Raw genomic sequence first — 12,526 nt, forward strand, 5'->3', positions numbered from 1 at the left:
AATTATTTGTTGGTCTGCACCAGATCGTCCGGTACCCAGGTTTGATCGTAGAAGCCGTCCTCGGTGCCGTACAGGCGAAGGGCGACAAGGAAGTTACGGTCGGGAACCGTTTTGATAAACGCGCTGTCGGCTACGCCGTCCGGTTTATTTGGCCCAAACCAAAGGTCGATGGAGCCGTCATTGTTTTTCGGAATGTTGTAATAACCGTTGGTGGAGGGCAGCAGCTGATCGGTTTCAGGCATTGTGCCGTCGGTGATGTTGTAGGCCGTTACCGCCCAGAACAGCGCGGCTGGCGGATTTGGCGGCAGATGCAGTTTGTAAGTATTGCTGCCGTTCAGGAATTTACCGGTGTTGTCTTTGGTCGTGTAAGGATATTTCGAGCCCGCCCCGGTGGTATGCATTACCATCGCGGCCGCGCTGGAATAGGCAATCTGGAAGAAGGCCGCGCGCTGATTAGCATCAAGCGTGCCGTACTGCATCCATTCTGCGGTTGCACCCGCCCACGAGTTTTCCCACTGTCTGTCTTTGTAGTACAGCTGACGCTGATCGTCGCGCCCCACCTGTCGGCGAGCCAGAATCATTCGCGGTGCGGTGGCGACCGCTTTATTAAGCATTTCCTGCTGCTTCGCCGTCGGCGCGAAAGGTTTCCCTTTAACCATGCCGATGCTTAACAATGCGCTACGCGTCTCCTCCGGGATCGCCGTTAAAGGCTCATAGTCCACGAAGGTTTTCAGTTTCTGCCAGTAGCTGGCGTCCGTTGGATACATCATGTTGACGCGCTTGCCGCTGGCGTCCGGGAACTGCATCGGCTTGACCTCTTTCTCTACGTCCCAGAGCGGATAAATTCGCGTCGTTTCAGCATTTTTTACCGCCGGGACCGGGTCAGGCTTACCGTCACCTTTCCCCATGATGGTTCTGAAGAAGAGGAATACGTTATAAGTTGATGATTTAAAGGCGTAATAACCCTGAGGGACCGGCCCTTCGTAGTCAGGCGGTAACAGCAGATACAAGCCACCGCGAGCACGGTCCGGGCCGATAGCTCCTACGTCGGTGATGGTTTTCTGGAAGAAATCGGTAAACATGCCGATGACGTTTGCCGGAGCTTTAACCACCAGCGGACCCGTCTCTTTAAGGTCCAGGTAGCTCATCGAATAGATAACATCCCCGTTTGGCGTCGGCACGACGGCACGGCTGTCCATGCGCTCTTTCCAGATTGGCAGGACATTGTAGCCTTTGCCAAATGCTGCCTCGGAACCATCACGCAAACCGATAGTATTCAAAAGGGGCAAGGTTTGAATATATGCCTGAATGGCATCCTGATAATACAGTTCGTCGCTAAGCGTCTGCGCCTCTTCCGGTGCCAGCCAGTTGCCGTTATTGAGCTGTTTCATTAACGGCGATAAAGGCGCATCGGCCGCGAATACCGGCTGAGAAAATGCCAGTGCCAGTAATACAGCAGAGGTTATTACATGAAATTTCATAACACTTTCCTGAGTGAATAAGCTGAATAGCCAGCGGAGAATGTCACCTCAACCTGTAGGACACTGCCGTCTGACGCTGAATATGCCGAATGCCATTTAATGATAGTTAACGCTGCAAAAATGTAATCTTTAGATTTATTTATTAATAAATTTGCGAAAGGAGTATTTCCTTCTTGCTGAATGAAAAGGTGAGGTTTACAGGAAAATTGCAGAACTGAAGCGCTGGTCTATGCTCAGAAAATCGTGCGTCTACCGTTTGGTTGGCAGAGTAATGAAAAAAGTTAATTTCACGCTCCTTGGTGCCGGGTATGAATAAAAGAGCGCTCGCATTTTTAACGCTTGTGATAGTCCTTTTAACGCCTGGCGCGTTTGCTGCTGAGCCCCGTCAGGAACCGACGGAGCAGGAGCAAGCGCGCACGCTGTATATTTTCCATACCCCCATCGTCATGCTTCAGGCAAAGTTCGGCCTGACAACCCCGGAAGAACGCGTTTTACGCATCCGCAACACGCTGCGTAATTTCAGCCAGGCGGATGTCCGTGAACCGATAAAAATTGTCCCCGTCACCCGTTATAACCAGCAGGGCAAGCTGTTCGTGATGAATGGCAAGCCGCTTATGCTGCTGACGCAGGCGGATCTTGATGAAGGTGACGACCTGACTCTCGATCAGGCCGCGCAGCGCGTGCTGGCGCGTTTGGAGGCACAGCGCACAGCGCTTCACGACCAATACGACACCGGATGGCTTGTGCTTTCCGCGGTGAAAACCGCGCTGGGGCTGGCCGGTTGTTTATTGCTTATCTGGGGCGCGTGGCGCTCCTGGCGTCGGGTCAAGCGCCACTTTCGTCGCCGGATTGCAGAAAAGCGCGGGTTGATCCCTAAAACCTGGCGGCGTTACGTCGGTGCCGTTGAAGCCCGTCTATACGCCTTGCTGATGATATTGCTGGGGATGATAGCTTTCTATGTCTGGCTTAGCTGGGCGTTTAGCCTGTTTCCCTGGACGCGGGTTTGGGCAACCTCGCTGGGCGACTGGTCCCTGCGCGTCGTTCGTCAGATTTTCTTATCCATCGTTTCTGCCTTACCGGGCCTGCTGATTGTTTTGATTATTTTTATCATCACCGCCTTCATTCTTAAGTTGTTGAAGATGGTACTCAATCAGGTGGAGGCGGGCCGTTTACAGTTTCCGGGACTTCACCCCGAAACCGTCGGGGCAACCAGAAAACTGCTCTCTGTGGTGGTGTGGTTGTTCGCGCTCTCCGCCGCATACCCGTTTCTCCCCGGCGCCAATTCGCTGGCCTTTAAGGGCATAAGCGTCTTTTTTGGGCTTATGCTCACGCTGGGATCTGCCGGGGTGATGAATCATGCCATGAGCGGCCTCGTACTGATTTATTCACGCGCGCTGCGCAAAGGGGATGTTATTCGGGTCGCGGATAACGAAGGGAAGGTGAGTGAAATCGGTATGCTCGCCACCAAAATTATCACGCGTGAAAACTACGTAGTGACCGTACCTAATGCCGTCGTGGTGAGCGGCAAAATAACGAACCTCAGCGCTCAAAATAATGATGGCAGCATCAACCTGACCGTAAGCGTCACCATCGGGTACGACACGCCCTGGCGACAGGTTCATGCCATGCTTGAGCTGGCCGCCAAACGGACAGCGTGCGTGGATCTTACGACCGCGCCGCTGGTGCGTCAGCTGGCGTTAATGGACTGGTATATCGCCTATGAGCTTCAGGTCAGGCTGCTACCCGGACAGCCGCTGGCTGCCGCGCGCAATCTGCTGTTCAGCAACATTCAGGATGTTTTCAACGAATTCAACGTGCAGATCATGTCGCCCAACTTCGTTATGCAGCCTGAAGGCAGCGTCATGGTCGCCAAAGAGAACTGGTATCCGGCACCGGCAGTGGCACCTGAGCGGGACAAATAAAAACGGGCATTCATTCGCAGGCAGAGGGCACATGAGAAAATCGACGTTGTTTTATCTGGGACTGTTTTTTTCGCAGGCGACTCAGGCCAGCGCGCTCTATTTCTATGAAATAGGGACTGAAGATACCGCGCTTGCGGGGGCGGGCCAGGCCGCCCGCGCTCAGGATGCATCCACAATAGTGACCAACCCGGCCGGGATGACGCGGCTGCCTGACCATATGTTTACCGGTGGATCACAGGCAATGGACGGGGATATTTCGTATCACCTTGATGATGACTCGGGCCGCAAAAGCCCTGGCGATATCCTGCGTTTTTTTCCAAATGCGAGTGCCTTTTACACCCAGAAAATTGATGATGCGCTGTATGCTGGCGTGGGTTTGTACGGCAATTATGGTCTGGGCATTGATTTTGATAACTGGGCAGGCGAACGGCTCATCAAAAAAAGCACGATGGTCGCGATGACCCTGAGTCCGTCCTTAGCCTATAAGCTGAGCGAGCGGGTGTCCGTGGGCGGTTCCGTCAATGTCAATTACGGATTCCTTTCTCTTACTCGCCATGTCGACGATGAAGACGTAAAAGAAAACGATCATGACTGGGCGCTGAGCTACCGTCTGGGCTTACTGATGGCGCTTACCGATCGAACGCGGGTGGGGATCGCATGGACCAGTAAAACGGATTATGACTTTAATATTGATGCCAAAGCCCGCTTCCCAAACTTACCCAACGTTGAATATGACATTCCCGTTTCTGCACAGGTCAGGGCGCCTCAGCAAATTATGTTAAGCCTGGTGCATGATTTCAATAAAACGTGGTCGGTAATGGGGGACCTTGGCTGGCAGGACTGGAGCCAATTTGGCAACCCGCAGATTTCAGTAGCCGGACAAGATGCCGAAAGCAAAAATCGTCTTAAAGACTCGTGGCATACCGCGCTGGGGGTACAGTATCGTCCAACCGAATTGTGGCGCATCAATGCGGGCGTCGCGTTTGACAGTACCGTCTACAAATCTCAGGATGATGTTGCACTTTCCTTACCTACCGGGGACGAGTGGCGTTTTGCAACGGGCGCCCAGTATCAGGTGACGCCGCAAAGCAACATAGGGTTTGCCGTCTCGTATCTGCATATGCAGTCCTCGCGTGTGAAATCGCCAGAACAATTTAAGGGAAGCTATGACGATCCGTATCTGTGGTTTGCCAGCGTGAACTACAGCTATCTGTTTTGACGGGTTTCTTAAGCTATTTTCGACGAGCACAGTACTGCCGTGTTGACGGCTTGCCCGCCCACTGCAGGCAAGCCATTTCACCTAGCGGTACAGCGTCTTTTCCGCAACCGGAACAACCAACGCCGATCGCCAGTCCGCCAGCGTCAGCTGCGCAAGCCTGCCGAGCGCGATATAGAACGGATGCCCGGCGTTGTCGACAAACACCGACAGAAAGCGCGTGCTCCACGGCAGCAGATGCCACGCCAGAAGCCGATCGCACTCCGAGTCGCGGCCATTCTCGGCCAGCCATGCCGCCAGCAGCAGCAGGGTGCCGAAATGATCTTCCGGTTCATTTTGCTGCATCTGAAACGCGATATTGTTTTCCCGCATCCACTGGCGCAGGGCGAGAGTGGAATCGCCAAACAGCACGGATTCACGGTCCAGCCAGACGGAACCCCACGGCGGAGCGGGCAGGGCATAAGGACCAATGAACAGCCGTTGCCAGGCATCCGTCAGCGGCTCATCGGAAGACGAGGCAAAGGTTTCGGCAACGGGCTGCAGCGTTTCCGGCGGCAGGGGCCAGTCCTCTATCCATTCGCCAGCGGTTAGTGCCTGCACCAGCGGGGCTGTCTGCTCGCTGTCAGGCGCGAAGTAAAACAGCGCGCCCAGTACGCGGGCGCTGAATGCGAACGAGTCACGGTGTGAGACGTCTTTCATTAAACCTTCCTTGCTCGCGCGGTGATGTCCGCGCGACGTGATTAACTATTAATACAGACCAAAGCATAAGCCAGGGTCAGAGAATTCACCCCTTACACCTTCTCAATCTGCACCAGATTGGTGTGCTGCGGGTTGCCTTTTGCCAGCGGTGACGGGCGGTGCGTGGTCAGGGTGTTGATACACGAGCCGTGGTCGATACGATCGCCATTCATATTGGCATCGTGCCAGGCTCCCTGGCCCATGGCGCTTACGCCTGGCATGATGCGCGGCGTGACTTTCGCTTCTATTCTCACCTCACCGCGATCGTTAAAGACGCGCACCGTATCGCCGTTCTTAATGCCACGTTTCGCGGCATCAACGGGATTCAGCCAGACCTCCTGGCGGCAGGCCGCTTGCAGCACGTCGACGTTACCGTAGCTCGAGTGGGTGCGGGCTTTAAAATGGAAGCCGAACAGCTGCAGCGGGAACTGCGCGCGTTCGGGCGCATCCCAGCCGTCAAAGGTGGATGCGTAGACGGGCAGCGGGCTGATGGTCTCATCTTTTGCCAGCTCCCAGGTCGCCGCAATATCCGCCAGCTTGCTGGAATAAATCTCAATCTTGCCTGAGGGCGTTTTCAGCGGATTGGCTTCCGGGTTCTCGCGGAATTTTTTATAGGCCACAAAGTGTCCGTTCGGATCTTTGCGCTTATAAATGCCCATTTTTTTCAGCTCGTCATAGGACGGCAGTGCGGGATCTTTAGCGAGCATTTTTGCATACAGGTACTGCAGCCACTCTTCCTGCGTGCGCCCTTCGGTAAATTTCTGATGGATATCCGGTCCGAGGCGTTTCGCTACTTCGCTCATGATCCAGTAGATAGGCTTGCGCTCAAACTTCGGTGCGGTCACGGGCTGGAGGAAAATCAGGTAGCCCATGTTCCCGGCGTAATCGTTAGGGATAATGTCTTCCTGCTCGACGGTCATTAAATCTGGCAGCAGGATATCGGCATATTTCGCCGATGAGGTCATAAAGTTGTCGATCACCACGATGGTTTCGCACTTGCTTTCGTCCTGCAGAATATCGTGGGTTTTATTGATATCGGAGTGCTGGTTAATAATGGTGTTACCCGCGTAGTTCCAGATGAACTTAATCGGCACGTCCAGCTTATCTTTACCGCGCACCCCGTCGCGCAGAGCGGTCATTTCCGGGCCACGGGCGATGGCGTCCGTCCAGCTGAAGCAGGAAATTTGCGTTTTAACCGGGTTTTCCGGCAGCGGCATTCGTTCGATAGTGATGGTGTAGGTCGACTCACGGGCGCCGCTGTTGCCGCCGTTGATCCCCACGTTGCCGGTCAGAATCGGCAGCATCGCGATGGCGCGGGAGGTCAGTTCACCGTTCGCCTGTCGCTGAGGCCCCCAGCCCTGGCAGATATAGGCCGGCTTCGCGGAGCCGATTTCGCGGGCAAGCTTGATGATGCGATCCGCTGGAATGCCGGTAATGCGCGAGGCCCACTCAGGCGTTTTCGCCGTGTTGTCATCACCCTGGCCGAGAATATACGCTTTATAGTGGCCATTCGCCGGGGCACCTTCCGGCAGGGTTTTTTCGTCGTACCCAACGCAGTATTTGTCCAGGAACGGCTGGTCAACCAGGTTTTCGTCGATCAATACCCAGGCAATTCCCGCCACCAGGGCGGCATCGGTACCCGGACGGATCGGGATCCACTCGTCTTCGCGTCCGGCTGCCGTATCGGTGTAGCGCGGATCGATGACGATCATGCGCGCGTTGGAGCGCTCGCGGGCCTGCTCCAGGTAATATGTAATCCCGCCGCCGCTCATGCGGGTTTCCGCCGGGTTATTGCCGAACATCACCACCAGTTTGGTGTTTTCGATATCCGAGGTGCTGTTGCCGTCGTTGCTGCCGTAGGTATAAGGCATCGCGCAGGCGATTTGTGCCGTGCTGTAGGTGCCGTAGTGGCTCAGGAACCCGCCGTGGCAGTTCATCAGGCGCGCCACCAGCGAAGCGTAAGGGGAGGAGCGGGTGATATTGCCGCCGACAATCCCGGAGGAATAATTTATGTATACCGCTTCGTTGCCGTATTTGCTGACCACGTCTTTCAGGCTGGTGGTGATGGCGTTCAGCGCCTCGTCCCAGCTGATGCGCTCGAACTTGCCTTCGCCCCGTTTACCCACGCGTTTCATCGGGTAGTTCAGACGGTCAGGGTGGTTGATGCGGCGGCGAATAGAGCGTCCGCGCAGGCAGGCCCGGACCTGGTGATTGCCGTAGATATCCTCACCGGTGTTATCCGTTTCGACCCAGTACACTTCGTCATCGCGGACGTGCAGACGCAGCGCGCAGCGGCTGCCGCAGTTGACCGAGCAGGCGCCCCAGACCACTTTATCTTCTGCCGGTTTCACTGCGTTTTGTACCGCGGCTGCGGCGCTTTTCAGTCCAAAAGGCAACGAAATGCCGCCAGCGGCAAGCGCCAGAGAACTTATCGCCGTAGATTTTACGAGTGTTCGACGGCTAATTCCGCCGTGATGTTCGATATCGGACATGGCTCACCCCACCATTGTGATTACGTATTATTTTTCCCGAAATGATAACCGGGCTAATGATGGGGTGAGTGTTACTTATTTGGAGGTAGTAAATATTAATCCTTGTCAAATCAAAGGGGATTGACGGTGATTTACTGAGGTTCAGCCGGGGCATTATCCTGATTGCCGGACGCCGCCCCGCTGCCTGTGCGGGTGTACAAAATTTTAAAGGTGTCGTTGGCACAGTGGCCCACCACCTGGGCGTCCGGCTGGTCGGCCTGATCGTTCGGCACAATATTCAGCGTAAAACCAGACTCCGGCACGCCGTTGTTGACGATCTTCTGCTGAATGTCGCTTTTCACGCGCTCGCAGGAGTCCGGTGCCGCCAGGGCGGCCGTTGAGGCACTCATTAACAGCAGGGCGGTAATCCAGGGTAACCGTTTCATCTGTAGCTCCTTTTCTCTGTGTAGAGGTTAAGCATAGCAGGATTTAGGTAAGCTTTTGTTTTATGGCTATCTTTCTGAATAGTCCTGGAGGCGCTTTGACGCCGAGCCAGTATTAAAATACAAAAGTAAACTTACCCTTTGCCCTGGTTGATTATTTTATTGAATAGCGGAGTAATAGCTCGGCGATAACGGTGGCGAAGTTTTGCGGCTAAAGGTCTTTCCTGCATCAATGAATTCCAGATTTTTTTCTTTTTTGCATCTAACAGAGCATCACCTTTAGATTCGTTGATTGTCGAGTCATTAGCCTCTTCAGAAAGACGCACTGGATAAGGTACTAATGCGTGAATTTTAGCCAGGGACAGGTCTTCGAATAGGCTCCATTTGTCGGAAACCATCCATACAGGATAAAGATTCTGAAGAAGCCTGCTGGCAGCTTTTTGATTAATAATGTAAGCGTGAGCTGTCGTGGCGTGGTGCACCTTATGCACATTATACGAGCCGTATATGTTTTTAATCGGCTTCTTGTGATATTTATTGACGCGACTAAGGAGAAGAATCTCAGGTCTGGTGTGGCTAAGCGTCACGTTGTTTAATATTTCACTAAGGTCGTCACTAAGCTCGATGTCATCTTCGAGAATGAGTGCTGCCTCTATATTTTCGGTTATTATTTTTTTATATATTGCTTGATGGCTTAAAGCACAACCCACTTCTCCCGGAAGGAACGCATAATTTACCTCACGTGTGACATTTTTACGTTCAGCATCAGTCATTTCCCGACCGTCTACTGCTTCAATAAATTCATGTGTAATGTTCAACTTTACCAGTTGAGACTCCATTTTTTCACGACGTTCGAGCGAGTGTTTAAGATTGATTATAAAAGTTCTCATCCTTTGAGCGTCCCGTAAGGCTGATGGCTGGACCAAATTCATGCATTTTAACAGTATTTTGGTCAGTTCAACATCAGTAAGTGCTTATTCGGGATAGGATAAAAATCAGTTCTAGCCAGAAGGAATGTAAGGCACGAACTTCCAAATTGCTATCCATTGGTTCGACTCTATTTGCTACTATGAGAGCAACAATCCGTTCATTCTATTGGTAAATGATGTGAAGAAATATGCAGCGATAACGCTCCTGGCCGCTACTCTCGCGGGCTGTGATAACAACTCCGCACCGCTGTCGTTTACGCCCGAGATGGCGAGTTTTTCGAACGAATTTGATTTCGACCCTCTGCGCGGCCCGGTCAAAGATTTTACCCAGACGCTGTTCAACGAGAAGGGCGAAGTGTCTAAACGGGTCACCGGCACCGTGTCGGAAGAAGGGTGTTTCGACACGCTGGAGCTGCACGACCTGGAGGCTAACACGGGCGTAGCGCTGGTGCTGGATGCCAACTACTACATCGATGCAGAAACCCAGCAGCGTAAGGTGAAACTGCAGGGCAAATGCCAGCTGGCCGAACTGCCGTCAGCCGGGGTGACGTGGGATACCGACGACAACGGCTTCGTGGTGGCCGCGCACGGCAAAGAGATGGAGGTGAAGTACCGCTACGATGCGGATGGCTACCCGCTGGGCAAAACCACCGTCTCAGGGGATCAGCATTTATCGGTACAGTCAACGCCGTCTAAGGATCTGCGCAAAAGAATGGATTACTCGGCCGTGAGCCTGTTAAACGACAAGCCGATGGGCAACGTGACGCAGAGCTGCGATTACGATCGACATAACAACCCGGTGAGCTGCGATCTGACCATCAAGGACGACAGCGTCAAACCCGCCGTTGAGCGCAAGTACACCATTAAGAATACGATTGAGTACTACTGAGGATAAAACCGCGCAGGTTACTGCGCGGTTGGTTTCAGCAGGCTGGCGCCTGACGGCTTGTGTCCAGCCAGGTGCTGATGCTGGAAAATGCACATGCGAATGGTGTTGCGGTACTCGCCGTTGATAAAGAACTCGTGAATCAGCTCGCCTTCTACCATAAAGCCCAGCTTGCGGTAGATATGGATCGCTTTTTCGTTCTCTTTATCCACGATCAGATAAAGCTTGTAGAGATTCAGGACGTTGAATCCGTAATCCATCGCCAGCTTCGCCGCCCGTGAGGCCAGGCCTTTCCCCTGGTGCTCAGGCGAAATAATGATCTGGAACTCCGCCCGGCGGTGAACGTGGTTAATCTCAACCAGCTCCACCAGCCCGGCTTTTTCACCTTCACACTCCACCACAAAACGACGCTCGCTCTGATCGTGAATGTGCTTGTCGTAAAGATCCGACAGCTCGACAAAGGCCTCGTAAGGCTCTTCGAACCAGTAGCGCATCACGCTGGCATTATTGTCGAGCTGGTGGACAAAGCGCAGGTCTTCACGCTCCAGCGGCCGGAGTTTTACGTCACAGGGCGCCGCCATTACGGGGCTACCGTACGACCGGTGCGGCGATCCAGGCAGCGCAGGGTGTTCGGCTCCCAGTAGGCATTGACGTTCGCACTTTGCTGACACTTATCGCGTGCGTCAAAGGCGACATCTTCTTTGTCCCACTCTTTTTCGGCACGTTTGTTGACCTTCTGACGAAGGCTGCGGGTGTCATTCCATTGTTCTTTGTCCATCGCGGCGTTCTGGCGGCTTTGCGCGCTGTCACCAGACTCGATAATGAGCTTGCTGGTTTCCGCTGACGCAGAGGCGGCAAAGGCGAACGATGACAGCGCCAGCAGGGCTGTCAGACAAAGGCGTTTGCTTAATGTAGTCATAGCGTTTCCTTTTAAATGGGTGCAGATGAGCAAGTTTCCCCGTTCAGATTCTACACCAAAGAGCAATAACGGCATACCCGCGGCACGGGGTATGGACAAGTAAAAGATATCTTCAGGTACGCTGCCTAAATGAATCGTCACCTGAAGTGAAACAGGCACAAAATGATGGATTTTAGAGATACGCGAAGGTGCACTTTTTTGTGATCGTTAGCTGATTTTATGATCATCATACTTGTATGGTAGTTGTGTGGGTGGGTAAATTTCCGTCATCACAACGAGCGATGTAAGGAAAGGAATTATGAAGATTGTCGGGGCTGACGTGTTTGTTACCTGCCCGGGGCGTAACTTTGTTACGCTTAAAATCACCACCGATGAGGGGATTGTGGGGCTCGGCGACGCCACGCTGAACGGGCGTGAGCTCTCCGTAGCGTCCTACCTGAAAGATCACCTCTGCCCGCAGCTGATTGGCCGCGACGCGCACCGTATCGAAGATATATGGCAATTCTTCTATAAGGGCGCCTACTGGCGTCGCGGGCCGGTCACCATGTCGGCCATCTCTGCCGTGGATATGGCGCTCTGGGACATCAAAGCCAAAGCGGCCAACATGCCGCTCTACCAGCTGCTGGGCGGCGCATCCCGTGAGGGCGTCATGGTCTACTGCCACACCACCGGGCACACCATTGACGACGTGCTGGAAGATTACGCCCGCCATAAGGAGATGGGCTTTAAGGCGATCCGCGTGCAGTGCGGCGTGCCGGGTATGAAAACCACCTACGGCATGGCCAAAGGGAAGGGGCTGGCCTACGAGCCCGCCACCAAAGGCGACTGGCCGGAAGAACAGCTCTGGTCCACCGAGAAATACCTCGACTTCACGCCAAAGCTGTTTGACGCGGTGCGCAGCAAGTTTGGCTTCAATGAACATCTCCTGCACGACATGCACCACCGGCTGACGCCCATCGAAGCGGCGCGCTTCGGCAAGAGCATCGAAGCATTCCGCATGTTCTGGATGGAAGACCCTACGCCCGCTGAAAACCAGGAGTGCTTCCGCCTGATCCGCCAGCATACCGTCACGCCAATTGCGGTGGGCGAGGTGTTCAACAGCATCTGGGACTGCAAGCAGCTTATCGAAGAGCAGCTTATCGACTATATCCGCACCACCATCACCCATGCGGGCGGGATCACCGGGATGCGCCGCATCGCGGACTTCGCGTCGCTCTATCAGGTGCGTACCGGCTCGCACGGCCCGTCCGATCTATCGCCGATCTGCCACGCGGCCGCGCTGCATTTTGACCTGTGGGTGCCGAACTTTGGCGTGCAGGAATATATGGGCTACTCCGAACAGATGCTGGAAGTCTTCCCGCACGGCTGGCGCTTTGATAACGGCTATATGCACCCGGGCGAGAAGCCGGGGCTGGGCATTGAGTTTGATGAAAAGCTGGCGGCGAAATACCCGTACGATCCGGCCTATCTGCCGGTGGCCCGTCTCGAAGACGGCACGCTGTGGAACTGGTAACCGAGGAG

Annotated in this window: 11 protein-coding genes; 4 read left to right on the plus strand and 7 right to left on the minus strand. The window is 54.1% G+C overall.

Going from position 1 to position 12,526, the window contains the following annotated elements; translation table 11 throughout:
• Positions 1–2 precede the first annotated feature (2 nt).
• Positions 3–1,481: a DUF1254 domain-containing protein gene (locus USG84_RS04600; RefSeq protein ID WP_151413846.1), complete on the minus strand. Its 1,479-nt coding sequence runs from the start codon at positions 1,479–1,481 to the stop codon at positions 3–5.
• A 308-nt stretch (positions 1,482–1,789) separates the two neighbouring features.
• Between USG84_RS04600 and USG84_RS04605 the strand changes: the two genes are divergently transcribed.
• Positions 1,790–3,403: a mechanosensitive ion channel family protein gene (locus USG84_RS04605; RefSeq protein WP_151413845.1), complete on the plus strand. Its 1,614-nt coding sequence runs from the start codon at positions 1,790–1,792 to the stop codon at positions 3,401–3,403.
• Between the two features lie 31 nt (positions 3,404–3,434).
• Complete coding sequence (locus tag USG84_RS04610; RefSeq protein WP_320738176.1) at positions 3,435–4,622, plus strand: OmpP1/FadL family transporter; 1,188 nt, start codon at positions 3,435–3,437, stop codon at positions 4,620–4,622.
• Between the two features lie 81 nt (positions 4,623–4,703).
• Here the strand turns inward: USG84_RS04610 and dmsD are convergent, their stop codons facing one another.
• From dmsD to USG84_RS04630, 4 genes are all read right to left on the minus strand, one after another.
• Complete coding sequence (gene dmsD, locus USG84_RS04615; RefSeq protein ID WP_253541806.1) at positions 4,704–5,318, minus strand: Tat proofreading chaperone DmsD; 615 nt, start codon at positions 5,316–5,318, stop codon at positions 4,704–4,706.
• 92 nt (positions 5,319–5,410) lie between these two features.
• The gene (ynfE, locus tag USG84_RS04620) at positions 5,411–7,849 is read right to left on the minus strand and encodes a selenate/tellurate reductase subunit YnfE (protein WP_253541807.1); all 2,439 of its coding nucleotides are present in this window, start codon (positions 7,847–7,849) and stop codon (positions 5,411–5,413) included.
• 131 nt (positions 7,850–7,980) lie between these two features.
• Entirely contained in the window at positions 7,981–8,274 is a 294-nt protein-coding gene (locus USG84_RS04625) for a DUF1161 domain-containing protein (RefSeq protein WP_048956357.1), read from the minus strand.
• Positions 8,275–8,405: 131 nt separating this feature from the next.
• Positions 8,406–9,161, minus strand: coding sequence for a glycosyltransferase family 25 protein (locus USG84_RS04630; RefSeq protein ID WP_253541808.1), 756 nt, complete (start codon positions 9,159–9,161; stop codon positions 8,406–8,408).
• A 217-nt stretch (positions 9,162–9,378) separates the two neighbouring features.
• Between USG84_RS04630 and USG84_RS04635 the strand changes: the two genes are divergently transcribed.
• Positions 9,379–10,089 carry a YnfC family lipoprotein gene (locus tag USG84_RS04635; protein ID WP_151413842.1) on the plus strand — a complete coding sequence of 237 codons (711 nt, stop codon included), beginning with the start codon at positions 9,379–9,381 and terminating at the stop codon, positions 10,087–10,089.
• A 17-nt stretch (positions 10,090–10,106) separates the two neighbouring features.
• On the opposite strand, the gene speG is transcribed toward USG84_RS04635, so the two are convergent.
• Together speG and USG84_RS04645 are read right to left on the minus strand one after the other, a co-directional pair.
• On the minus strand, positions 10,107–10,667 hold the full coding sequence (gene speG, locus USG84_RS04640; protein WP_151413841.1) for a spermidine N1-acetyltransferase: 561 nt from the start codon (positions 10,665–10,667) through the stop codon (positions 10,107–10,109).
• The gene (locus USG84_RS04645) at positions 10,667–11,005 is read right to left on the minus strand and encodes a DUF1283 family protein (protein WP_151413840.1); all 339 of its coding nucleotides are present in this window, start codon (positions 11,003–11,005) and stop codon (positions 10,667–10,669) included. The genes speG and USG84_RS04645 overlap by 1 nt, the downstream gene beginning before the upstream one ends.
• 298 nt (positions 11,006–11,303) lie before the next feature.
• Between USG84_RS04645 and manD the strand changes: the two genes are divergently transcribed.
• Positions 11,304–12,518, plus strand: coding sequence for a D-mannonate dehydratase ManD (gene manD, locus USG84_RS04650; RefSeq protein WP_253541809.1), 1,215 nt, complete (start codon positions 11,304–11,306; stop codon positions 12,516–12,518).
• Positions 12,519–12,526 lie beyond the last annotated feature (8 nt).

The sequence above is a fragment of the Enterobacter sp. 168J2 genome, assembly GCF_034107265.1.
In the GTDB taxonomy this organism is placed as follows: Bacteria; Pseudomonadota; Gammaproteobacteria; order Enterobacterales; family Enterobacteriaceae; genus Enterobacter; species Enterobacter nematophilus.

Bases quoted from the DNA above. Each gene is read 5' to 3' on its own strand.
- USG84_RS04600 (WP_151413846.1), bottom strand. From the start codon at position 1,481: ATGAAATTTCATGTAATAACCTCTGCTGTATTACTGGCACTGGCATTT.
- USG84_RS04605 (WP_151413845.1), top strand. From the start codon at position 1,790: ATGAATAAAAGAGCGCTCGCATTTTTAACGCTTGTGATAGTCCTTTTA.
- USG84_RS04610 (WP_320738176.1), top strand. From the start codon at position 3,435: ATGAGAAAATCGACGTTGTTTTATCTGGGACTGTTTTTTTCGCAGGCG.
- dmsD (WP_253541806.1), bottom strand. From the start codon at position 5,318: ATGAAAGACGTCTCACACCGTGACTCGTTCGCATTCAGCGCCCGCGTA.
- ynfE (WP_253541807.1), bottom strand. From the start codon at position 7,849: ATGTCCGATATCGAACATCACGGCGGAATTAGCCGTCGAACACTCGTA.
- USG84_RS04625 (WP_048956357.1), bottom strand. From the start codon at position 8,274: ATGAAACGGTTACCCTGGATTACCGCCCTGCTGTTAATGAGTGCCTCA.
- USG84_RS04630 (WP_253541808.1), bottom strand. From the start codon at position 9,161: ATGAGAACTTTTATAATCAATCTTAAACACTCGCTCGAACGTCGTGAA.
- speG (WP_151413841.1), bottom strand. From the start codon at position 10,667: ATGGCGGCGCCCTGTGACGTAAAACTCCGGCCGCTGGAGCGTGAAGAC.
- USG84_RS04645 (WP_151413840.1), bottom strand. From the start codon at position 11,005: ATGACTACATTAAGCAAACGCCTTTGTCTGACAGCCCTGCTGGCGCTG.
- manD (WP_253541809.1), top strand. From the start codon at position 11,304: ATGAAGATTGTCGGGGCTGACGTGTTTGTTACCTGCCCGGGGCGTAAC.